Genomic DNA, 23,509 nt, shown 5'->3' with positions numbered 1-23,509 from the left:
AAAATACATATGTTTGTTTCAGTCAGGAAGTAACGAACATTAATATTGCTAAAGAGTTGGATAAATTTGAGCCAGTTAAATGTTCTGACTTTATTATTGATTTTGATTATATAACACTGAAAACAAATGATAGTATTTTAATAGATGACAACCCCAATATATCTATATATAATCAATTCGTAATAATAAGAACAAGTAAAAACTGTTTCCTGTTTGATCGCTTTTCAGGAGAATTTATTAGAGAAATAGGAAGGTATGGCAAAGGGCCTGCTGAATTCATGTCAACGAGGGGACTGATAAATCCGAATACAAAAAAAGTATATTTTTTAGGGTGGAATTCAAATTTTCTGGAATATAATTTTAATGGAGAATTTATTAAATCGATTAAGATCCCAAATTATAAAGATGATTTTGAAACTCCTTCTATCCCCACAAACTTTACTTATTATAATCACGATCTGGTTTGTTATTTTTCTAATACAGTTGGAACCGAAAAGAAGTTACTTCAAATTTTCAACAATGATGACAAGGAGATTTATACATTTTCAAATTCAAATATTTTTCCAAAATCAAGACTTACTGTTATAACAGGAGAGTCGCATTTTTATCATTATGAAAGGAATTTGTTTTTTAAGGAAAATTACAACGATACAATATACAGAGTTGGTAAAGAAGGACTTATTCCTGAGATAATTTTATATACAGAAAAATATAAAAAACCTTATGAATCCAAATGGTGGGCTATTGCACAGGAACAGAATTCTGAATTCATTACTCCATTTGACATAATAGAAACAGATTCTTACGTCTTTTTTAAATTTTATTTTAAGGCAAAGAGTCGATTCGGAGTGTACGAAAAAGAAAAAAAACAGTCAAAAATAACTGATTTTGAAGAAGGAATAAGTAATGACATTGATGGTTTTATTCCATTCATTCCTATGGGAATATCTGATAAAGGAGAATTGATAGGCAAAATCGATGCATATATTATTAAACAATGGTTTACAGATAATCCTACAAAAGCAACAACCCTTCCGATTCAGCTTCAAAAATTAAAAAGTGTAAAGGAAACAGATAATCCGATTATAGTAATAGCAAATATAAAAAAATAATAATGTCCGATTTTTCACATCACAAACAACTTGATACCATAGACTGTGGCCTTTCCTGCCTGCGTATAGCAAGCAAATACTACGGAAAGATCAAAGTCTGTAATATCTGTGTAGGTTCCAGAAAAGCTTTAATTAAATTACTATGCAAAAGAATCGACCATTTAAAACTATTTTACTTTGCAGTAAGTTGTTTCCTGCTAATTCCATTATTGATAAGTTGTGAATCACAAAAGAACGATGTTTTTGTAATAGATCCTTTAGAATTTTCAAATGATAAATATACACTCTCAACGATAGCTGATGATGTAAGTTATATTCCTTTAGATAATCAGGTCCCCATAGGTTTGGTTTATTCCTTCATACATAACAATAATGGCATATTCATCAGCACAAAAGAATCAGGACTATTACATTTTGATAATAGGGGGAATTTTTTAAAAGTATTGGCTCGAAAAGGTAACGGGCCGGATGAGTATCATTATGGACTTGTGTTTGCTATGGATGACGAAAACAAGAATATTTATCTTGTAGATAGAAATGAAATTAAAGTATATCAATTAAATGGTCGTTTCATTAGATCCTTTTCTACAAAGGATTTTTTTGACGGCCCGGCCCGGGATATTACGTTTTTTAATTCTTCAATATTTTTGGCAGACTACGGAGAGGGTGGTACTTTTAAATATAACTGGGTTATAACCGACACATTAGGAAACAGCTTATCTTATAAATACAGCAATGTGAAAGATCCTGGGTTTTTATTTCGAGGCAACGCCTATAAAATAGGAGATAAATTATGTTATTACAACTGGTTAAATGACACAATTTTTTCAATCTCTCCTGACTTTAGCTTTAAGCCCGGATATTTATTTGCACAAGGTGATTTTCGTTATCCCGAAAATATAGAATTGAACGAATTAATAGCGGATAAAAAAATGAAAACCTTTTTCGGACCATTATCTATGTTTGAAACAACTCATTTTGTTTTTTTGAGATATGCATTCCGGGATAATAATGCATCAATATTAATGATTAATAAAAAAAACAAGGAGACATACCAGGGATATGTTGAAAATTACGGCGCTTGTATTGAAAATGATTTTGATAGCGGTTTACATTTTATGTCAGACGCATATCAATTTTATTATTACATTGATGAACATGACCGTGAATATATTTTAACACTAATCCATCCTTTTGAACTCAAAGCTCACGTTGATTCCGAAGCCTTTAAAAACTCCACCCCAAAACACCCCGAAAAGAAAAAAGAACTGGAACAACTGGCAAATAGATTAAACGAAAATGATAACCCGGTTCTAATGTTGGTGAAACTGAAAGAATAAATTTAATACATAACCCAGACTAAAAATGAAAAATAGAATTCAATTATTTTGTTTGTTCATTACCGTTTTGCAATGTGCTCAATTAAATGCACAAACTCCGGAGATAATCGATGTTGAATCTGCGATAAAAAACGAAAAAGCATTGTCATTTAATGATTTTGCTGACGAAGTAAAAAATATCCCTTTGGAAACAACCAATAATAACCTGATTGGTAGAATTAATTTTATTAAAACGAGCACAGAGTTTATTTTTGTGGCCACTTTTAACCCTGCTGCGTTGTATCGTTTTGACCGTTCGGGCAAATTCCTGAATAAAATCGGTAGAAAGGGAAGAGGCCCCAATGAATACAACTACATATATAAAATAGGGATAAACGAAGTAAAAAACGAAGTCTTTGTACTTTGTGGCGACCTTTTAAGGTTACTAATTTATGATTTTGACGGGACCTTTAAAAGAGATTTGAACGATATAGTGTATCCATCTAAAATTATAAAAGAGTTTCAGTCAAAACCATTCGAAGAGCTTGAGTTTATTTATGAAGACTATTTTATTGTACCACAATGTAATTTTAACGGTGCAACACCATATAGTTACGAAGTTTATACGCATGATGGTAAATTTATAAAAAAGGCGGTAAAGCCTGTAGAGTACACCACGAATATGGCAATGAGCACAGTTTATGAGTTTAGTTATTTCACATTTGACAATATTTTCTACACAAAAGAAAATCTTTTAAATGATACATTGTACAAAGTAACTCCTTCACTTGAATTTCAACCAAGATACATTTTTGATGAGGGTAAGTATCGTACTCCGGTAGAATTTCGAAAGGATTTTGAGAATTTTATAAAAAAGAAAAATTTTAAATTTATTCAGTTAATGAAGATTTTTGAAAGTAAAAGATATATTATTTTCTTTTTCGTTTTCGATAAATCAGATCGGTAGGGGTACTATGATAAATTTTTAAAAGAAACATTTACATTCCGAACAAAAGGAATTGTGAATGATTATGACGGAGGACCGGATTTTGAGCACGTTTACCAAAAAAACAATGAATTAATCGGCTATGTAAATGCCATGGATTTAATGATTCACGTAAATTCGGCAAAGTTTAGAAGTTCCACTCCAAAACACCCCGAAAAGAAAAAAGAACTGGAACAACTGGCCAACAGTTTAAATGAAAATGACAACCCGGTGTTGATGCTGGTGAAACTAAAAGAATAGGTTTTCAGTAAGCAGAGAAGATACCTTTCAGCGTTTTTAAAAGCTGAAAGCATTTTAATGAGTAACGATAAATATCGTTTGGTTGTTGAAATTACTCAGTTCAAATGAAATTAATAATTAAAATATTTAACCTATGAAAATCAGCTTATACTCTTGTACATTTTCTCTGTTGTTTTTAATCATTGCATGTAACAAATCCAGGGAAATCCCGGTTATCACACCTGAGGACTTGGTTGCCGGAGAATTAGCGCTAACTGAACTAGCCGACGAAGTGAGTTATATAAAACTTGATAATTCGGTTTTGCTATCGGATATTAAAGATGTTAAAAGAGTGGAAGAAGGTTATCTTATCCGGAATAATGATGGGCTTTTTCTGTTTAGAACCAATGGAAAATTCAGGAATCAGATAGGGAAAAAAGGTAAAGGGCCCGGAGAATATGCCTATGTTGACGATTTTACGGTAAACCCTGCAACAGGTGAAATATTTCTTATAAACCTTAAAAAAGTTTTTGTGTATAACTTCGCAGGCGAACTGCTAAGTTCGTTTGAAACCCCGGATAGCTTGAATTTTAAAAATGTTGTATTTTTTGAAAACCGGCTCTTTTTCCCTAAAGGTTTTGGATTTTCAGGGTTAAAAAACGAATGGTATGCAACCGATTTAAAAGGCCATGTAACAAACCAAAAACAAAATTTTGTTGAGGTGGGCGAACTTAGAGTTGACTACCTTATTCATCCGATTTTTAATGATGGGAAATCCCTATTCTACTGGAATCAACTTAATGACACCATTTTTTGTATCGATGAAAAGTGCAAACCGGCCTATCTTTTTGCTAAAGACAAATTTAGGGTAACCGAAAACGATTTGGCATCTGAAGAAAATTACAGGAATAAATCATCCTGGCAAATGCTGTCAGTACAGGGAACAAAAAAATACCTTTTTTTCGATTACATTTTAATAAAAGACAGATTAAGAGTTTATACGATGTTTGACAAAAACAAAAACCTTATGTATAAAATTGCCAGTTCTATTTTAGGTGCAGAAACAATTAATTTAAATGATTTTGATAACGGCCCGGCATTCGTTCCCGTTTCAACGTATCATTCAGATTCAGAGGAATTTTTGTTGGGATGGATAAATTCTTTTCAATTAAAAATGTTGGTAGAATCCACAGAATTCAAAAACTCCACTCCTAAATTTCCGGAAAAGAAAAAAGAATTGGAACAGCTGGCCAACAATTTGGATGAAAACGACAATCCGGTGTTGATGCTGGTGAAATTGAAAGAATAAGTTTTCAGTAAGCAGAGAAGATACCTTTCAGCGTTTTTAAAACCTGAAAGTGTCTGAATGAGGAACAATTAAAATTGTTTGGCAGCAGGAAAATATTCAAGTTAAGTAAGTTTTTGTGGCAAAAAAGAAAGTGCCACCAAGGCTCTAAAATACGAAATACTACAAAAAAATGCCGGAACAACAGGCCAATATTATTCTTTGCACAAACGTTCGTTTTATGGCAGAATTTTTGTAAGGTTTTGGCTAATTTTTCCAATGATTACTTCTTGACAAAAAATAACGACTGTAATCGTTGGTTTCTGAAAATCACTAGAATCTAAACTGCTGACAATAGTAAAAACTACTGAAAATGAACCAAAAACAAATTCTTCTACTCGCCCTTTTTTCTTTGTTTCTTGTTTCCTGTTCTGAAAAAAGTAAAACCCAAAATTCCAAATCGTTTACAATACTTCCCGTCGAAAAAGCCATCACGCAAAGCAAGGCTGCAGAGGTGAACACAATGTTCGAAAATGTAGAGTTTATACCACTGGAAACAAACGACAAAGCACTGATGGGAGAGGTGTTTAAAATTGTAGCCCATAAAGGTTTTTACTATTTGTATGATGATGCCGGGAATTTATTTCGATTCGATTCTCAGGGCAGCTTTGTTAACCGTATCGGAGCCATTGGGAAAGGTCCGGAGGAATACAGTATCATCGCGGATTTTGCTATAGACAAAAAAAATGACCTTGTAATTGTAAATTCGCTGGGAAAATTGGTTTATTATACCACCGACGGACAATTTGTAAAAACATTAAAATCAGAAACCAATGAGCAGGTTATGGATGTAGATGACACAGGCCGGATTTTTTACATTTTGCCGGATAACGCACAACCGGCCGGTGTAACATATGCAGAAGCAATTAAAGTTGTTGCCCCCGACGGGACTTCGCTTAAAACGTTTACTACAACAAAAATAAGGCACAGCGGATTATCTTTTTTTAACAGTATTTCGCAAAAAGAGGGAACAATGTATTACAAAGAAGAAATGGGAGATGTTATTTACTCCATAAACGCTAACCTGGAAAAAGACAGTGTTTATGGTTTCGATTTAGGTAAATACGCTTTTCAGGAAGAGGATTTTGATATGTCGGCAATGGAAAAATGGAAAAATCTCTACCGGCTGGACAAAATTCTGATAGGTAAAAAGTATACCTGTTTTACTCTTCAAAACGGATTGATAGGGAAAGAAATTTGTCCCCTTTTTTGGGACGGGAAAGAACTTGTATTTCCGCACGCAGAAAAAGACCCATCGAAAAAGGGACTTTTTATAAATGAGATAAGAATTACCCCCATGGCTGAAAGCAATGGCGAATTGGTCTGTCTTGCGGCTCTGGTTGATATATTGAAAAACAAAAACAGTGTCGAGATAAAATATAAAAATCTTAAAAATGTCGACGAAACTTCTAATCCGGTGCTTTGTGTTTTGAGATGATTTGGTTTTTTTGGCTTTCGCCGGATTGGAGAGAACCGGCAGAATCCGGAGTTACAAATAACAGGTATGAATCCTTGCCGGTGAAATTTGCCTGGGGAATTGAATGCTCCGGGCCGGAAAGAATAAGTCGAAAATCATTTGCTGCGGTACAAATATTTAGATGAGGTATGGGGCACATTGCTTGAAACATTCAGATTACAGAACTCAGAAATTGTCTTTTTGGACAGAATTTTATTCTTCCAGATTTGGTATTTCAAAAGAATCTGATGACATTTAACGGGAAATGGCGCTTTTTAGTTCTGATAAGTGTAGCCGATTGGAATATGCTTACACAAAATATCAGAGGAAGCAATAGGTTTAGCCCTATATGAAAGGTTTTAAATACATACTCCCGGTTTCATTTACTATAGCAATTTTTATTGTTATTCTTGCTTCACTTGTAACTACAAATCAAATTGAAAAACGAGAAAAAGAGCGAGTTCGAAATTATCTCAATACCATTGTTTTAACAACACACCAGGGCTTTCAGTCGTGGGCCGACCGCAACAAAAAAAATTGTGAGGTTTGGGCACGGGAAATGACGCCTTTAATAAAACAATTACTGGAAGTGCCTGCTACAAAAGAGTTGCTTTTGGAATCGCCAATTCAAGAAGAGATACGAGAGCGGCTCATGCCTTTTTATGCGGGAGATGATTACGAAGGTTTTTTTGTGATTAACTCTGAAAATATAAGTATCGCCTCCTCGCGTAACGAAAATACAGGTACGACTAATTTATTGGTCAATCACAAAGATGTGTTCGGGAAAATGTGGTCAGGTGAAACAGTACTGACAATGCCAATGCTATCCGATGTGCCGCTTCCTGATGGTGATTCAGTTTTGGTAGCTAACAGAGCTACGATGTTTGTCGGAACCCCCGTAAAAGACGAATTGGGAAATGTAATTGCCCTGTTTACATTTCGGATTAATCCGGCTGATGATTTTACAGCCATTTTTGAAAATGCCCGAATGGGCGAAACCGGCGAAACCTATTGTGTCAACGCAGAAGGGAAAATGATGAGTGACAGTCGGTTTAAATCCGGGCTTATAAATAAACATAAAATTATCCCCGGAACCAATGCTATTTTGAATTTATACATTACCAATCCTCAAAAAAAATCGGGTGATAAGGAACAAGAGTTAACAGAAATGGCTCGGAGCCTGACAAATAAAAAATCGGAGTCAAACTTAGATGGCTATTTTAACTATCTCGGGACTGAGGTTGTTGGTGCATGGATATGGGATGATGAGTATGATTTTGGAATTGCCAGCGAAATGAATAAAGAAGAAGCGTTTAAAGGAATACGTAATATTCGATTAACAACAGCAATTTTAACCCTTATTATTTTATTTCTCCTAACGGGTTTGCTGCTTCTTTTCCAACGAGCAAACAAGGGAATTTCAAAAAGCGAAAGAAAATACCGTTTATTTTATGAAAGCTCACCCCTTGGAATATATCAGATTACACCTGATGGTAAAATTTTAAGTGCAAATCCGGCCCTGGTTCAGATGTTGGGTTATCGCTCTTTTAAGGAACTGCAAAATGAAGGAGAGAAGATTGATGCGGCAAATATCAATTCAAAGTTATTAAACGGAAACATAAACAAGAATGGAACAGAGAAGAACCTCATAAGGGGAATTGAAGAAAAGTGGAAAACGAAAGAAGGAGAGACAATACATATTCGGGAGAATATAAGAATTGTAAAAGGAGGGGATGATGTAGTCGCTTATTTTGAAGGATTTGTTGAAGACATCACCGTAAAAAAAATTGCGAATCAGAAAATACAGAAATTGAATATAGAGCTTGAAGAAAAAGTTCGGAAGCGTACCCGCGAACTGGAAGCAATAAACGCATCTCTTCAAATTGAAATGGCTACCAGAAAAAGTGCAGAAGAACGAAGCCGTATGATTTTTGAAAGTTCGCCATATTCAATAATGCTTGTTGATTCAACAGGGAAAATAAATCTGGCGAATTCAATATCGGAAGAATACTTTGGTTTTTCCAATACCGAGTTAATTGGAGCAAGTATAAATACGATTTTCCCAGACGAAAGTGATTTGCAGGATACAGCCGGATCTCGTCCCGCTTTTTTAAATCCAAAAGAACAAAATGAAGAGTGGAACGAAAAGGATATAGAGGCATGCCGGAAAGACGGGAGTTTTTTCCCGGTAGAATTAAATCTGATACCCTTTGATTTTGAAGAAGAAATGATGACACTTATTATTGTCATTGATATTACTTCACGGAAAGAAGCGGAGAAAAAGATAAAAAAAGCCAAACTGGAAGCAGAAAATGCAAATCAGGCAAAAAGCGAGTTTTTATCACGAATGAGTCATGAATTTCGTACCCCTATGAACTCTATTCTTGGCTTTGCCCAGCTTTTGAATATGGGAAAGTTGAATCCCAAATACAAAAAAAATGTAAAACAGATATTAAAAAACGGTGCACACTTGTTGGAACTGATAAACGAAGTGCTTGATATTGCAAGGATTGAAGCAAACCGGATTTCTCTTTCAATGGAAGCCATAAAAATTTCCACGGTTATCAGCGAAACGATAGATATACTTGGGCCGCTGGCGCAGGAACGTATGGTAACTTTCGAAACAGAGAAAACAAATTTCTTTGTTATAGCCGATTATCAACGTATAAAACAGGTTTTTTTGAACCTTTTAAACAATGCGATAAAATACAACATTCCTGATGGTTTTGTAAAAGTATCCTGCGAATTGGTTGCTCAAAATAGTGGCAATACGGCAGGTCGCGTCAGGATAAATATTAAAGACTCCGGTAAGGGTATCTCTGAACCAGATTTGAAAAAGATTTTTGAACCTTTTGAACGTGTAGGAGCTGATTTGGCAGAGATCGAAGGATCTGGTCTGGGACTTGTAATCGTAAAAATACTGGTTGATGCAATGAAAGGACAGATGGGAGTTGTGAGCAAATTGGGTGAGGGGAGTACTTTTTGGGTTGAACTGCCGTTGGCCGATAACCCTGTGGAACAAATTCAGGATACTGGAAAAGCGGACGAGAAACAGGAGATGCCCTCTCTGAAATCAGGAAATCTGTTATACATTGAAGACAATGCATCAAACATTGATTTAATGAGCCAGGTGTTAAGTGATTATCGTCCTTCAATAAGGTTAATAACCAATACATATGGAAAAAATACGCTGCAGTTGACAAAAGATTATAAACCGTTTTTGATTTTACTTGACCTGAACCTCCCGGATATTCATGGCCTGGATGTAGTTAAAGAATTGAAGGCTGACACCGAGACAAGTTTTGTTCCAATTGTTGTTGTGAGTGCAGACGCTATGGAGACACAGATGAAAAGGCTGATAAAAGAAGGAGTAGAAAGTTATCTAACCAAACCCATAGACATTAATCAATTGTTGGAGATTATTGATAAAAAATTAGGCTGAATGTTAGAAAATATAAATATACCCAATTAAGTAAAAATTTGTTATGAGAACCTTCGAGCTGAAAGAAGCAAATATATTGATTGTAGACGACCAGCAGGACAATATTGACATACTTACAGGCCTGCTCGAATATAGAGGGTATTCAAATCTTAAAACCACTACCGACCCCAGAACGGTTGTTGATTTGTACAATTCGTTTGAACCTGATTTAATCTTGCTGGATTTAATGATGCCCCACATCGACGGATTTCGGGTGATGAGTCAGTTAAATGAAATCATCCCGGAAAACTGTTACCTGCCCATTCTTGTTCTTACCGCTGACGTTTCTCTGGAAGCAAAACAGAGAGCACTCAACAGTGGAGCCAAAGATTTTATCACAAAACCTTTTGATTTAATAGAAGTTGAGCTGAGGATTAAAAATTTGCTTGAAACCCGGGTTTTACATTTGCAACTGAAAGATCAGAACAAGTATTTGGAGGAGGAAGTTCGAAAACGGACCATTGAACTGGAAAAAGCAAATCACGATTTACTGCAACTGGATAATGCGAAATCAGATTTTTTAAGTCTTATTAGTCATGAGATCAATACACCTTTAAATGGAATTCTTGGTTTTATCGGTATTCTTAAAAATGAGCTAAAAACAACAAAATTTATTAAAATGCTTGAGTATTTGGAGATTTCTTCCAAACGCCTCGAACGTTTTTCCCGTGTTAGTTTAAATATAACCCGTTTAAAAACAAATGAGCTTTCGGTTCAAAAGGACAACATTCCCGGAGTATATTTTATTGAGTCGATAAAAGAAAAACACGAAGATGAAATGAAAGTCCGAGGGATAAATTTAGTTTATGATGAGCAGCAAAACAATAACTCGATTTATTGTGACACCAGCCTGGCCGATTTTTGTTTCGATAGTGTCTTAAAAAATGCAATACAATATTCCCCCAAAGGAGAAGACATAATCGTAAACATTAACGAAGCCCCCAATAACACCACGGTTACTTTTACCGATTGTGGTCCCGGATTTTCTGAAAATGCTCTGGAAAAACTTTTTAATCCGTTTTCTCCCGGTGAAGAGCATATTGACAAAAATAAAGGACTGGATCTTGTCCTTGTAAAACTTATAATGGATGCACATAATGGAAAAATAGATGTTTACAACAATGAACCCAAAGGTTCGGTTGTTTCGCTAACATTTCCCGGTATTGGCAAGGAAGTGGCTGTATGATAGCTTTTAAATAATCTTGCAAAGAATAGGTTTTAGCAACCATTTAATATTCATGTTTATGAATTAAAACTGAAAAAATAGTTGTATAACTGGAAAATCAGTTGTAAGTTTATCCTGTTAAATGATTACTAAGCTGAATTCTATTCGCCATGAAAAAAATAGCTAAGTTTACCTTTCTGCCTGTTTTTCTGATTTTGTTTTTATTCCCGTTTCCGGCAGATGCGCAAAAGATTCCTGTGGCAAAAAAGCTACTCTCCGAAAAGATTATAAATATCGATTTGTATTCAGCCTACCAAAAGTCAAAAATTTATCCTTTAAGTGCGGTTGCTGAAAGTGTTGAATACCTGCCACTTGAAACAAACAACGAATGTTTGCTTGCCAATATTGTTGACGTTACAGTTTCATCAAAAGATATTATCGTTGGTGTTTATGAAGGTATATGTTACCATTTTAATCGTCAGGGAAAGTTTCTGAATGTTATTGGAAGCATTGGAAAAGGCCCCAAAGAATTTACAAAATTAAGTACCTGTGTGGTTGATACGGTAAATCGTTGGGTTTATGCGGTTGATTGGGAAAAACTTGTAAAATACGATTTTGAAGGTAATTTTTTAGATCGATTTAATTTGGGAAGAACACTGGGTATGCAAAATGTGATGTTACAACCCGGTCAGATTCTGATGGGAAATGGACGTTACCAGTATGCAAAACCGGGAGAACGCTTTAGTTATCATATTTTTTCTGAAAAAAATAAAAAACATATTTCAAAAATTGCCTGCGAAAAAAAAGACAAAATTCCGTTCTGCATTTGTACTCCTTCAATGTATAATTACAACAATGAAACCTATCTGAGCGATTTTTGGAACGATACGATTTACCGTGTAAAAGATCCCAATACTCTGGAAGCTTACGCCGCTCTGGATAAAGGTAAATTTCAATACAGGAGTACAGAAGACAAATCAATTTTGGGAGGAAAAAATACCGGGGAAGAAAGAGTTATCGAAATAAGAAGAATGGCTGAAAACGACCGTTTTATTTTTATAACAACCAGCAAGGGAACCTTTTTTTACGACAAAGACAAAAAGGAAACGTATTGCTCAGAGTTTGTTAAATCGGAAAATATGTGGGCAAATTTTAAAAACGACATTACATCGGTTCCTTTTCGTATCCTGCTTAATGCGCCCAATTCCATTCAAAATGGAACATTAATTTCGCATAACGATGCGTATCAGTTTTTTGAAGAAGGTATTGATACAAATAACCCCAAAATTAAAAAGCTACTTCACCGTCTTCAACCGGATGATAACCCGGTGTTGGTATTGGTAAAATTAAAAGAGTGATGTCATGAAAGCTTTAATTTTTTATGTCGTTATTGCAGCGCTTTTTGCTTTTTCTCACGTAGATACTCAAAATTCAGGAGAGCTATTAAAACTCGATCTTACGAAAATGGTAAAAGCAAAAGCCTCTAAAAATACAACCGATATTTTTGAACTGCTTGACTTTGTGCCTTTGGAAACAAAGCCTGAATGTTTAACAGGAATAGGAAGAACAGTAGTTACCAAAGATGAGATTTACCTGTTTAGTAAAGATCAGCAGGGAATTCTGATATTCGACCGAAAAGGGAAGTTTCTGCGAAAAATAGGAAAACTCGGACGGGGGCCCGGAGAGTTTTGTGTTGCGCTGCCTCTGGATATTCGCTGTTGGAATAATTCTGTTTATGTTTTTGATATTGGTTGTTTTAAAGTTGTAGAGTACAGCACAGACGGAAAAAATGCCAGCGATATTTTTTTGGAAGGCCAACCTCATATCAGAGAGTGTGAACTATTAAATGATACCTGCTTTTTAGTTGCGCAAACATTTCCCCTTAACAACAAAAGAGCTCCTTATTATGAATTAACATCGTTTGATTCTTCAGGGAAGCGAATACATCAGTTTTCCCTGGAGCCCAGCTCAAAAGAATACAAAACATCACAATGGCCATTTATATTCTGGCATTTCAACAATAATCTTTTTTATAAATCAACGTATTGCGATTTTGTCTATAAGGTTTTGAGTCCAGAAAAAAGTAAAAAAGTTTTTGAACTCTCACCAGGAAAAAAAAGAAATGTTCCGGATGGAAGACTAACGTTTGGTGCAGCTCCCGGGATGATTGAAATTATCTCGATTAATGAAACAAGCGATTATTTGCTTCTTTCTTATTTTTATGGTACCGACTGGCGCGATGCTGTTTATAATAAAAAAACGGGTGAATTTTATCAAATACAGACAAAATACGGCGAAACCGAAAAGATTGAAACTTGTTCTTTTTTATGGCCCAATACTTTACTCCCTAATCATTCAAATGTTCCGGGAGAATTTGTTGCATTTTTGCAACCGGTTCATTTGGCCGCTTTAGATATTAACAAACTAAATATTAAATCAACAACAATAAAATCAAAATTACTTAAACTGCAAAGTGTTATAAACGTGGAAGATAATCCTGTTTTGGTGCTTATGAAAGAAAAATCTTAATCTGTTACCGGTGATATTCACTGAGCGATATTATCCATAAAAACAAACACAAAATGAAAAAGAATAAAATCTTTATCACCTTATTATTGGGTTGCTCTGTTTTGATAAATGCACAGGAAGCCATCCGTATTCCCATGGGGCAAAACATTGGCAAATCAGAAAAAATACCGGTAAGCAAAATTGCCGAAAGTATCCGTTTTATACCGCTGGAAACTAACAAAAATTGTTTATTCGATACCAATATTTCAAAAATTGAAATCTTTGAAGAAACCCTTTTTATAAGCGACTATAATTATATTTTCAGATACGATTTAAACGGCAGTTTTTTAAAACGGATTGGCAAAAAAGGACGAGGCCCCGGTGAATATATGCATGGCTCTCAATCTTTTCTAATAGACCGGGCACATCGGCATATCATTGTTTATGATATGAATTCTAAGCGAATAATAAAATATGATTTTGAAGGAAATTTTGTGGATGAAGAAAAAATTAACTTTTTGCCCGGCCCGATAGAATGGGTTTCTGAAAACAATTTTGCTGTTTTCAATATGGGATTTACTTACGAACAGGAACCCTGGTGCGATTTTTATATTTTAAACCTGAAAGCGAGAACGGTTCAAAAAAATAAGTTTAACAAGCACCCCGGCAACCGCTATGGTTTAAATGTTTATCCGGCCATTTTTTATCGGTTTATGGGTAAAACGCGCTATAAGAATCCACACGAAAATACGATTTACGAATTGGATGAAAAGGGAAAAACTACTCCGGTATATTATCTGGATTATGGTAAATATGAAAAATACAGCGATGTGGACGATTTTGAAATTCAGGTGAAAAATAATGTGGGAACAAACCGCGCCAATCCGGAAAGTTTTGAAAAAATTGGTTTGCTTGGATTAAGTGAAACGGAAGATTATCTTTTTATTTATTACGGGCACCAGGAACAGCGGAAAGCAGGTGTTTTCGATAAACGGGAAAATACATTTTACAATTTGTTTGATTCTGATTTTGATCTGTTTGGTTTTCAGGATGACTTGTATAACGGCCTTCCGGTATTCCCCAAAGTAGGTATAAATGATAGATTTTTAATCACAAGCTACACCGCAATGGAATTTAAAGAGTTTTTTAAAGGCAAGGGAAAACCCGAATCAAATTTAAAAAAGATAAGCTCTGATTTGGATGAAAATAATAACCCGGTTTTAATGCTGGTGAAATTGAAAGAATAAACGGAACAAAAAACGGCTTTATAAAACAGCTATTTTTATGATTTAGTAACTGGTAAAATAGTTGCAGAACTGAAAAATCAGTTGTAAGTTTATCGCCTAAAACATATTGTTTACCTCAATTTAAATTTCCATGAAACATAAAACGATAAAATCAGGAGTGAAGAACATAAAAAAACAATCTCATTATTTCATTTTTGTCCTGCTAATATTTCTGGTTGGCTGTTCTCCGAAAGAGAAAAAGCAGGAAAATGTACTTTATAACGTTGGAATAAGTGAAGCGTTTGGTCAGGATGTTAACGTAAACATAAGTGAAATAGCTGAGGGAAAAATCGAATACGTGGCTCTGGATTCAGATAAAAAACACCTACTGGCACAGAATCCGGATTTTTATCTGAACGGAAACGAAATTATTGCTTTTGCCCAAAACCAGATTTATGTGTTTGACAGAACCAGCGGCAAATTTCTTCGCGAAATTGGGCACTATGGGAACGATCCCGGCGGGTATAAAAAAGTGGTACAAACATTTCCTTTTGATGAGGGAAAAAAGCTGGTTTATACCAGTGGTTGGGATCCGAAAAGTTATTACCGCTATTCTGCTGACGGCAGTTTTTCCGATAAGGTAACCGCATATTCAATCGACAAAGAAGGGGATATTATGGACAATGTATTTGGAGAAATAGTTACTTCAATTGCCCCCTTAAATGACACCAGTTTTGTAGGTTATGTTTGGAATATCGACGGAAAACAGGAAGCAAAACTGATCGTTTTTAATGAAAATAACCACCGGATAAAAATTTTTCCGCAATACAACCATTTTGACTATGACATTAAACGTGACGGAATTTCTGTTTACGGCTGGAATGCAAAATACTACCAGCTCGATAATCAGTTGCATTTTTATGAACGTTTTACCGACACTGTTTATACTGTTTCTATGGATACTTTACTACCCAAATTTGTTCTTAACTCAGGCGAAACGTCAACAACAAACGCAACCGATTATACAAAAAGCAAAGGAGAAGTACCCTTTTTACCCATTGAAAATGTTTTTGAATCAAACCGTTACCTGTTTTTTAAAATACGAAAACCGAAAGAAAATTTTGAAAGCGAATATTATTACGGATATTTTGATAAAAAAAGTCAAATTACCAAAGTTTCCAACAGCATCGGAGGATTTGAAAATGACATCAATAATTTTATCCCGTTCAGATTTGTCTCTTCCAACCAAAACGATGAAATCATTGGTTTCAACGAAGCTTATGAAGTAAAACTCTGGTTCGACGAAAACCCTGAAAAAAGGGCGTTACTTTCGCCTGAATTGCAAAAGTTGAAAACTATCAAGGAAACTGATAACCCGGTGGTAATGATTGTGAAGCTGAAAGAATAGGCCTACCGCAAACCCCCAAAAAAATAGAATAATGAATAATTCAAATTTAAGTTCAGGAATCTCTTTTATTGGAAACACGATTTCGTTAAAAATCGTTTTATTTATTTCTGTTATACTTATTTCCTACCTGTCTCTTTCTTTACGGGCTACGACTGCTTCAAAGAAAGCAGATAACGTCGAAATAATTGATTTAAAGATGGCTTTTCAAAATATGCAACGGTTGCAATTTGATGAGCTTTTTAGAGGCGTAAAATACGTGATGTTGGAAACAGGCAAATCCTGTATGATTGACAATGGTTTTCGCTTTTTTGCTGATGATTCTGTCATTCTTTTAAATGGAAATCGGCAAATTTTTTTATTTGATAAAAGTTCAGGAAAGTTCATCAAAAAAATAGGAAATATTGATAAAAGTCCAAAAGGATATAAAGTTACACTGGGAGGCCTTCCTTTCGACGAAAAGAATAAAATTATTTATGCCGAGAACTGGAATAAATCGTGGTGTGGCTATAATTTCCAGGGAGAAAAAGTTTGTAATATTAAATTCCCAACTTCCTTCATTGGTTCGTTTGGAATTTTAAACGACAGTACTTTTGCGGGTTTTTTACTAAATATTTTGGGAAATGAGAAAAGAAAAATTGTAACATTCAGAACATCTGGTAACATTGTTCAAACTTTTCCAAATCCGTTTTCTTTTGTGAAAAAGTCTCCATCGATAAGTGTAAGTAAAACTGAAGGGCTTTTTTGTCGGTACAATAATAACTTGTTTTTTAAAGAAGCTTTTAATGATACTCTTTTCTATGTGGAGGAAAAATCATTAACTCCAAGGTATGTATTTCAAATGGGAAAGTATAGTTTTCCTTACGAGAAAAAAGACGAATTGGAAGATTACAAACAAGATAAAAATGGAAATCTGATACTACCAATATTCGACTATTTTGTTATTTCCAACTTATGTGAATCTGAAAGGTTTCTGTTTTTCGAATTCCTTTACAATCAGGAAAAATACTGGGGTTATTATAATAAGAAAACAAAAGTTACAAAAATAGTAGAGAATAAAGCCCTGAATATTACACGTCAGGAAGGAGTGCCTTTTCAATTGTTGAAAGCATACATTAATTCAGATAACGAAATAATAACTTATATTGAAGCATATAAACTGGTAGAGTGGATGACCAACAACCCGGAAAAAGCAAAGAATGTACCTGCTGTTTTAAAAGCAGTAAAAGAAACAGATAACCCGGTTGTGATGATTGCAAAGCTGAAAGAATAAATCTCGCAAAGCAGCTAAAGATAGCATCCCTTTAAAGAGATGCCATCCTTCAGATTTTCATTCTTCTAGCGATTTTTTATGGAAAATCGTACCAAACGCAGCGGCACTCCCGAGGCATCTTTTAATTCCTGAAGCCCGTATAAATACCCGTCGCGGAAAACCATTTTTTCGGGATTGATCTGAAGTTCGTAGTTGTCGCAAACAAAACTGCTCTCGCAAACAAACTGGCCGCCATTCTTGTATATCCAAACGTTGAATTTATTGGCTCCTTGCTCGTTCGCGAAATCGAAGAACAAAATATTACCATCGGAGTCCTGGAGTAAAGTAGAAAAGTAGGGTTTGGAAATGGGATCTGTTATTTTTCTCAAATCAGCTTCCATGGTTTTTACCAGGTAGTTATGTGCTTTTCGGCTTTCTTCGGCGCTAACTTTTCCTGCAAAACCTTCAAAACGCAACGGATTCATGTTTTTGTAACGTTCAATGGCTTTTTGTTGAATTTCCTTTTGTTCTTCTACCGATATCTGCCCCCTGCTTAAATCCATCTGCCTTTTTGAAACCAGGTTTCCATCCAAATCATAAATACTAATTTCGCCAGAAGTTGGATTCGCCAGAACCAACTGGTCGTTCACACACGCCAGTTTCGGACGGGCTTTTATTCCTGAAGCTTTGGAAAATGGCATGGTGGTACACCCGATAGCACCTTGAATTTTAAATTCATACGTGTAATTAAAAAGTTGGGTGTGTACGCCAAATTCGTCTCTCGAAGTAAAATGCTCCCATATTATTTTTTGGTCGTTGGTTTCGTAATCCACAATTGCAACAAAATCGCGGAATTTAGTTTTCCAGATAACCCAGCCAACCACAGCAATTTTCCCGTTGGGTAGCGGAAGTTGTTGCCAGGTCATATAATCCAGTTTTAATGTTTTTTTGTAGTTCCCGTCAAAATCAAAACAAAACATATCTCCCAGATTGTTGAGGCCTGTAAAAAACGTATTGTTGTTAATTACGCCCGAAATGCGCTGCGTCTTTTTAAATTTTTCCCCATTGTTGCCTGTAATGCCAAATTCATTTAGAAACGTACCATTTGGTGAAAATTTACTGTAAAAATTACGGTATTGATGATTTACCACAACTGAACCATCGGGCATCAGCACCAGCGATTTCCGGTTACCCATAGGGGCCCCGTAAAGCGTATCGTAGTATGACTTAAAAACGGTATCCCAGTCGTTATTTTGAGCATATTCCGTATCGGGTGTTAGAACTACCGTTCCACCTTTGTAAATATCCAAAAGGTTTTGTCCGTGTGCCCAAAATCCTGAACATGTTATCATTATTACAAAAAGTATTTTTTTCATTTTACTGCTTTTTAGTTTGAATCATTGTTTAAACCAAAGCCATTCTCATCGGTAATATACAAAACCATTTCCTGCTCTGTTAAAGGCTTGTTGGCATCTATTTCGTAATCAATGTTATAAAACAAGATTGTTTCTTCTGGTTGGCTTTGCTGAGATTTTCCAAAGAATAAAACGATTAGCAGAAACAAGCTTGCAGCAGCCATTCCGTATGCCAGTTTTTTTCGGATTGGGATTACCGGCTTTTTTTCTTTTATAAGTGTTGATATTCCCGGCATTTCAGGAACGTCTCCAACCAAAGCATTAATTTGTTTTTTTATATTTTCGGAACGTTCCCTAAGCAACTCGACGTTAGTTTTACATTCAACACACTTCTCAATATGTGCTTCTATTTGGTCTATTTCGGTTTCTGAACATTCGCCATCAACATATTTTTGAAAGATTTCTTCGTTAAAACAGTTCATAATATTCCGTCTTTAGTTCCTTTTCCATTTTTTTTAAAGCCCTTGATAATGTTTTTCCTACTGATGCAAAATTTATTTCAGTTATCTCAGCCATTTCCTTGTAGGAGAGTCCTTCGCTGTATAGAACCACTAAAAAACGGTTTTTTGGGTCCAGTTTATTCAGCGCATTTTGTATCATCTTTTTAACTTCTTTTTGCTCATACGACTCTTCCTGACAGGTTCTGTCTTCAATTGTTTCCAGTTTGCTAAATCGCTTATTTGCTTTCAGATAATCAATACTCTTAAAATAGGTTGCTTTGTACAGCCATGCAGAGTAGTTGTTTATTTCATCGGTGCCTTTTCCTTTTTCATACAAACAAACAAAGACCTCCTGAACAATATCCCGAACAGCGTCTTTATCTCCAATCATTTTCACCGCTACGCGGTACATCATGGGGTAGTTTTGTTCATATATCTTTTCGAACGATTTCAAGGTCGACTAACTCATTTAATAATATGATGTCTTTCAAAGGTGTTGATTTGTGACAATTTCCAACGCTTTTTTCAAAAATTAAGCCACAATAGTGCAAAATTATTTTGGTTATAAATTTATTTTGGATTTTTGTAATGGTGCTGTAAGCACATAACTTCTATAAAAAAAGCGCTCACACTCCCTTTTTTTTGGAAATAAATGAGAGTCCGACTAATTGGTATTGGTTTGATTTCCAGTCTTGTGAGGCGAATTTCCTGCTTGAAATATCTCGGGAATGTCTGACAATTACAGGTACCGGAACGCTGATAATTACGTCATGGTAACTAAATCTTATTCATTGTCACAAAATAACTGTTTCTCCGACATAGATATAAGGCTGCATTTGAAGTCTGCCAAAAATTCAATTAACAAAAAAAACAAGCATGAAAAGAAACATCTTTAATCTCATTATTGCCTTTTTAATGGTTGCCTTTATTGCTGGTTGCGGAAACAAACAAAAAGGCTCGCACGCTAAGATTGTAAAAGTAAACGGCAACGAGGTAGTCGATTGTAACATTAGCGAAGTTACCGATACAATTGACCTGCCTTTAAGTGAAATAATAAGTGAATGCGAAATCATACCGCTTGAAACCAACGAAAAATCGTTGTTTGAAAGTGTCTATCATGTTAGTATATCAGAAAATTATATTGCCATTCACAGTCGGGGGAGTTTTCCAATAAAACTGTTTACGCGTGAAGGGAAGTTTATCCGCGACATTGGCAAAATAGGTAGAGGGCCGGGTGAGTTTAATTCGCTTTACGGAATCCAATTGGATGAAGATGCAAAACGAATTTATTTAACTCCGTTTGCGCGGGCAACAAAGCTGTTCGTCTATTCGCTGGATGGAGAAAATTTACCGGATATTCCGTTGGTATATCCACAAACTAAATTTCATGCCTATGTAACAAACAACACCGTAACAGTATTGTCCATGCCATTTGAGGGTGAGCCAATCCCGATTGCCTGTCAGCAAACGATAGAAGGGAAATTATTAAAAGAATGTTTTGAGCCCGAAAATTTGATTACTAATCCGCGGAACGCGCAGGGGCAGTTTGTTGGTTTTAACAGCGAACTTTCGTCGAGCCGAAATGCCGATGCTTTTGATTACTTTAAACTATCTTACGGAAGCGACTCACCAGATACACTTTACCATTACGATGTTGAAAAAAACAGAATGATTCCCCAATTCGTCGCATTTTTTACAGGAGAGAAACAAGGAACCTGGATATATGAATGGAAAAGCCATTACTGTACCCAGATTTTTGGGAAAAAATACAATGGAGCCAAAGTTTTGGTTGACAAGAAAACCCTGAAATCCGATTTCTTCCGGATTAAAAACGATTTCTGGGGCGGTTACGAAATCAACAAGTTTTATATGAGCAACAACGGAATGTTTATTTCTTCCATAAATGCCATGCAATTGATGGAAGAACTTGATAAATCGCTAAAAAAAGGAGAATTAAAATCGAAAGAAAAACAAAAAATAGAGACCTTGTTGAGCCAGCTAAAAGAGGATGATAATGAGGTTTTGTTTGTTGGAAAAATGAAATAATTTTACACAAAGGATGCATCTTCCTGACGGGGATGCATCCAGACCAATTTTTTAAAGATGAAGAGTCATAAAATCCAATTATTATTTGTATTGCTAATTGTTGTTACCGCATGCAAAACCAAACCGGAAACTAAGGGGAGCCCTGAGATAGAAACCGCTGAAAATGCAAAATCAAATACATTTTTAACCATTGATTTTGCCGGTATAATTAAACATAAACAGGAAGTACCCGTTTCAAAAATTGCAGGAAATGTTGAATTTATTCAATTTGAGAACAGTGACAAAGCATTGTTGGGCAGAGTTATGGATGTGCAACTAACAAAGGATTATATTTTTATTAAACACACCGGGTCAAATTTGTTAACTCAGTTCGACCGAAGCGGGAAATTTATCCGGCACATTGGTAAAGAAGGCCGTGGTCCCAAAGAATATGGTTTGATGCGTACGTTTTCAATTGATGAGAAAAAAAAGCTGATTTATATTCACACCAACTGGACGAGGAAGATTCTGGTTTATAATTTTGAAGGAGAATACGTAAACACCATTAAACTGGATGGATTCGACCGTTTGCAAATGGTTTGGGCTCATGATAGTATATTCGTCAGTTTTAGTGAACCTAATATGGGAACAGAACCCTTTGTTTTTATTGAAACCGACTTTAACGGTGATACTTTACAAACAATTCAAAACCATATCTTCTGGGAAAAGAAAGAACAGAATAGTTTTCTTATTTTTTACTCGGGACGAGACAATTTTTATCTTGCCAACAATAAACTACATATGAAAGGCTGGTACAACGATACGGTTTATACTTACAATGAAAAAAACAAAATTGTTCCAAAATTTTTGGTGGATTTAAAGGATCACAAAATCCCGGATGATTTAATTCCTGAGAAAATGTCGGGAAAACCACTTCCAAAAGAGTGTTACTGGTTGGGCGTAAATGAATCGGCAGCTTATATTTTTGTGCGCTATGGCTCGCATATGGATAAAACAAAAAGTAAAGACGAAATGGAAGAAGGTTGTATATTATACAATAAAAAGACAAAAGAAGGAGTGGCTTTAAAAAACAAAGGAGAAGAATATGGTTTTGTAAACGATTTAAATGGCGGGCCTGATTTTAAACCACGCTTTTCAAACGATTCGTTAATGTTTGTTGATGTTACAGCATTGGATATGAAACAGTATCTCGATTCACAAACATTTAAAAACTGCGAAGCAAAATTTCCGGAACAAAAAGAAAAACTGGTTCAGCTTGGCAATACGTTGAAAGAAGATGATAATAGCTTTTTGATGGTTGCAAAGTTGAAAAAGTAGTTTGTATGTGATAAACAACAAAGAAGCACCCTGCCACAAAAACAGTATATTCTAACGTAATTAGAAAATAAAAGAGTAAAAAAAGATACGACTCCGGAGTCGTATCTTTTTTAAAATTAAAGCTTTTGATGATTAAAAAGTTGAAGGAAGAATTCAATTTAGATCCAACTCATATTTTTAGGCTGCTAGCAATGCGGTTTCCGAGGCATTGACAATTATTTATGTACTTTTGTTTTTCTAACAACATCTATATCAGTCGAAAAAAACGAAATTTCAAAAATCGAAAATCACCGAATGGTTTAAGAAAAAAGAAAACCAATAAACATAAATTCAAAAATATTATGGATCACGTCGTATATCTCGATTACAAAGCAAAAGAACTTCAAAACATAAAAAGCGGACAAAAGACAATGATTATCCGTGGAGCGATGGGGCGAAAATTGCCTTATGGAAGGGTGAATAAATCTGATGTTTTATATTTTGTTGAAAATAAAGGAGACGGGCTGGTAAAAGCGAAAGCAATAGTAGAAGAGGTTTTTAATTCGGAAAAGCTAACAAAGGAAGAATCGGTTGAGATTGTTGAACAAAATCAGGATAAATTGCTGCTGAACGCGGGTCTCACAAAACGGTTTTCTGGAAAAAGATATCTTGTTTTGATAACAATTCAGGAATTTCAGGCACTGAAACCATTTAAAATTGACCGGTCAGATTATGGAAATATGGATGACTGGTTACCTGTTGGAGATATTGAAAAAGATAAAACAGGGCAATAACAAATACCGGCTTTAGCTACTTTT

At 35.1% G+C, this 23,509-nt stretch carries 19 protein-coding genes; 16 read left to right on the top strand and 3 right to left on the bottom strand.

From position 1 onward, the window contains the following. Positions 1–56 precede the first annotated feature (56 nt). From K5G00_RS18175 to K5G00_RS18115, 13 genes are all read left to right on the top strand, one after another. Positions 57–1,112: a 6-bladed beta-propeller gene (locus K5G00_RS18175; protein WP_238767611.1), complete on the top strand. Its 1,056-nt coding sequence runs from the start codon at positions 57–59 to the stop codon at positions 1,110–1,112. 2 nt (positions 1,113–1,114) lie between these two features. After that, positions 1,115–2,452, top strand: a complete 1,338-nt coding sequence (locus tag K5G00_RS18170) for a 6-bladed beta-propeller (protein ID WP_238767610.1) — start codon at positions 1,115–1,117, stop codon at positions 2,450–2,452. Positions 2,453–2,477: 25 nt separating this feature from the next. Continuing rightward, positions 2,478–3,398 (top strand): 6-bladed beta-propeller, encoded by a 921-nt coding sequence (locus tag K5G00_RS18165; protein WP_238767609.1) that lies wholly within the window; start codon positions 2,478–2,480, stop codon positions 3,396–3,398. A gap of 54 nt (positions 3,399–3,452) precedes the next feature. Next, on the top strand, positions 3,453–3,677 hold the full coding sequence (locus K5G00_RS18160) for a hypothetical protein (protein WP_238767608.1): 225 nt from the start codon (positions 3,453–3,455) through the stop codon (positions 3,675–3,677). Between the two features lie 133 nt (positions 3,678–3,810). Next, positions 3,811–4,965 (top strand): 6-bladed beta-propeller, encoded by a 1,155-nt coding sequence (locus tag K5G00_RS18155; protein WP_238767607.1) that lies wholly within the window; start codon positions 3,811–3,813, stop codon positions 4,963–4,965. A 349-nt stretch (positions 4,966–5,314) separates the two neighbouring features. Then, entirely contained in the window at positions 5,315–6,439 is a 1,125-nt protein-coding gene (locus tag K5G00_RS18150; protein ID WP_238767606.1) for a 6-bladed beta-propeller, read from the top strand. A 367-nt stretch (positions 6,440–6,806) separates the two neighbouring features. Continuing rightward, the gene (locus K5G00_RS18145) at positions 6,807–9,899 is read left to right on the top strand and encodes a hybrid sensor histidine kinase/response regulator (RefSeq protein ID WP_238767605.1); all 3,093 of its coding nucleotides are present in this window, start codon (positions 6,807–6,809) and stop codon (positions 9,897–9,899) included. A 43-nt stretch (positions 9,900–9,942) separates the two neighbouring features. Continuing rightward, the gene (locus tag K5G00_RS18140; RefSeq protein ID WP_238767604.1) at positions 9,943–11,124 is read left to right on the top strand and encodes an ATP-binding response regulator; all 1,182 of its coding nucleotides are present in this window, start codon (positions 9,943–9,945) and stop codon (positions 11,122–11,124) included. 149 nt (positions 11,125–11,273) lie between these two features. Continuing rightward, on the top strand, positions 11,274–12,461 hold the full coding sequence (locus K5G00_RS18135) for a 6-bladed beta-propeller (RefSeq protein ID WP_238767603.1): 1,188 nt from the start codon (positions 11,274–11,276) through the stop codon (positions 12,459–12,461). Positions 12,462–12,465: 4 nt separating this feature from the next. Next, positions 12,466–13,632, top strand: coding sequence for a 6-bladed beta-propeller (locus tag K5G00_RS18130; RefSeq protein ID WP_238767602.1), 1,167 nt, complete (start codon positions 12,466–12,468; stop codon positions 13,630–13,632). 53 nt (positions 13,633–13,685) lie between these two features. Next, complete coding sequence (locus tag K5G00_RS18125; RefSeq protein ID WP_238767601.1) at positions 13,686–14,858, top strand: 6-bladed beta-propeller; 1,173 nt, start codon at positions 13,686–13,688, stop codon at positions 14,856–14,858. Positions 14,859–14,988: 130 nt separating this feature from the next. Then, complete coding sequence (locus K5G00_RS18120) at positions 14,989–16,245, top strand: DUF4934 domain-containing protein (protein WP_238767600.1); 1,257 nt, start codon at positions 14,989–14,991, stop codon at positions 16,243–16,245. 31 nt (positions 16,246–16,276) lie between these two features. Continuing rightward, positions 16,277–17,515, top strand: a complete 1,239-nt coding sequence (locus K5G00_RS18115; protein WP_238767599.1) for a 6-bladed beta-propeller — start codon at positions 16,277–16,279, stop codon at positions 17,513–17,515. Between the two features lie 65 nt (positions 17,516–17,580). Here the strand turns inward: K5G00_RS18115 and K5G00_RS18110 are convergent, their stop codons facing one another. The 3 genes from K5G00_RS18110 to K5G00_RS18100 are packed head-to-tail and all read right to left on the bottom strand — an operon-like array spanning position 17,581 to position 19,803. Next, positions 17,581–18,870, bottom strand: coding sequence for a hypothetical protein (locus K5G00_RS18110; protein WP_238767598.1), 1,290 nt, complete (start codon positions 18,868–18,870; stop codon positions 17,581–17,583). Between the two features lie 11 nt (positions 18,871–18,881). After that, complete coding sequence (locus K5G00_RS18105; protein ID WP_238767597.1) at positions 18,882–19,331, bottom strand: anti-sigma factor family protein; 450 nt, start codon at positions 19,329–19,331, stop codon at positions 18,882–18,884. Then, entirely contained in the window at positions 19,318–19,803 is a 486-nt protein-coding gene (locus K5G00_RS18100) for an RNA polymerase sigma factor (RefSeq protein ID WP_238767596.1), read from the bottom strand. The genes K5G00_RS18105 and K5G00_RS18100 overlap by 14 nt, the downstream gene beginning before the upstream one ends. A 422-nt stretch (positions 19,804–20,225) precedes the next feature. On the opposite strand from K5G00_RS18100, the gene K5G00_RS18095 reads away from it, so the two are divergent. From K5G00_RS18095 to K5G00_RS18085, 3 genes are all read left to right on the top strand, one after another. Continuing rightward, entirely contained in the window at positions 20,226–21,395 is a 1,170-nt protein-coding gene (locus K5G00_RS18095) for a 6-bladed beta-propeller (RefSeq protein WP_238767595.1), read from the top strand. 57 nt (positions 21,396–21,452) lie between these two features. After that, the gene (locus K5G00_RS18090; protein WP_238767594.1) at positions 21,453–22,712 is read left to right on the top strand and encodes a 6-bladed beta-propeller; all 1,260 of its coding nucleotides are present in this window, start codon (positions 21,453–21,455) and stop codon (positions 22,710–22,712) included. 341 nt (positions 22,713–23,053) lie between these two features. Then, positions 23,054–23,485: a hypothetical protein gene (locus tag K5G00_RS18085; RefSeq protein WP_238767593.1), complete on the top strand. Its 432-nt coding sequence runs from the start codon at positions 23,054–23,056 to the stop codon at positions 23,483–23,485. Positions 23,486–23,509 lie beyond the last annotated feature (24 nt).

The organism is Maribellus maritimus (assembly GCF_022267315.1).
Taxonomy (GTDB): Bacteria; Bacteroidota; Bacteroidia; order Bacteroidales; family Prolixibacteraceae; genus Draconibacterium; species Draconibacterium maritimum.
Note: the sequence above shows the minus strand (reverse complement) of the source record. Positions and strands in the feature narration are given on the sequence as shown.

Coding starts and splice junctions, on each gene's coding strand:
- K5G00_RS18150 (WP_238767606.1), top strand. CDS start 5,315: ATGAACCAAAAACAAATTCTTCTACTCGCCCTTTTTTCTTTGTTTCTT.
- K5G00_RS18105 (WP_238767597.1), bottom strand. CDS start 19,331: ATGAACTGTTTTAACGAAGAAATCTTTCAAAAATATGTTGATGGCGAA.
- K5G00_RS18115 (WP_238767599.1), top strand. CDS start 16,277: ATGAATAATTCAAATTTAAGTTCAGGAATCTCTTTTATTGGAAACACG.
- K5G00_RS18085 (WP_238767593.1), top strand. CDS start 23,054: ATGGATCACGTCGTATATCTCGATTACAAAGCAAAAGAACTTCAAAAC.
- K5G00_RS18165 (WP_238767609.1), top strand. CDS start 2,478: ATGAAAAATAGAATTCAATTATTTTGTTTGTTCATTACCGTTTTGCAA.
- K5G00_RS18170 (WP_238767610.1), top strand. CDS start 1,115: ATGTCCGATTTTTCACATCACAAACAACTTGATACCATAGACTGTGGC.
- K5G00_RS18125 (WP_238767601.1), top strand. CDS start 13,686: ATGAAAAAGAATAAAATCTTTATCACCTTATTATTGGGTTGCTCTGTT.
- K5G00_RS18110 (WP_238767598.1), bottom strand. CDS start 18,870: ATGAAAAAAATACTTTTTGTAATAATGATAACATGTTCAGGATTTTGG.
- K5G00_RS18145 (WP_238767605.1), top strand. CDS start 6,807: ATGAAAGGTTTTAAATACATACTCCCGGTTTCATTTACTATAGCAATT.
- K5G00_RS18140 (WP_238767604.1), top strand. CDS start 9,943: ATGAGAACCTTCGAGCTGAAAGAAGCAAATATATTGATTGTAGACGAC.
- K5G00_RS18135 (WP_238767603.1), top strand. CDS start 11,274: ATGAAAAAAATAGCTAAGTTTACCTTTCTGCCTGTTTTTCTGATTTTG.
- K5G00_RS18090 (WP_238767594.1), top strand. CDS start 21,453: ATGAAGAGTCATAAAATCCAATTATTATTTGTATTGCTAATTGTTGTT.
- K5G00_RS18095 (WP_238767595.1), top strand. CDS start 20,226: ATGAAAAGAAACATCTTTAATCTCATTATTGCCTTTTTAATGGTTGCC.
- K5G00_RS18120 (WP_238767600.1), top strand. CDS start 14,989: ATGAAACATAAAACGATAAAATCAGGAGTGAAGAACATAAAAAAACAA.
- K5G00_RS18130 (WP_238767602.1), top strand. CDS start 12,466: ATGAAAGCTTTAATTTTTTATGTCGTTATTGCAGCGCTTTTTGCTTTT.
- K5G00_RS18155 (WP_238767607.1), top strand. CDS start 3,811: ATGAAAATCAGCTTATACTCTTGTACATTTTCTCTGTTGTTTTTAATC.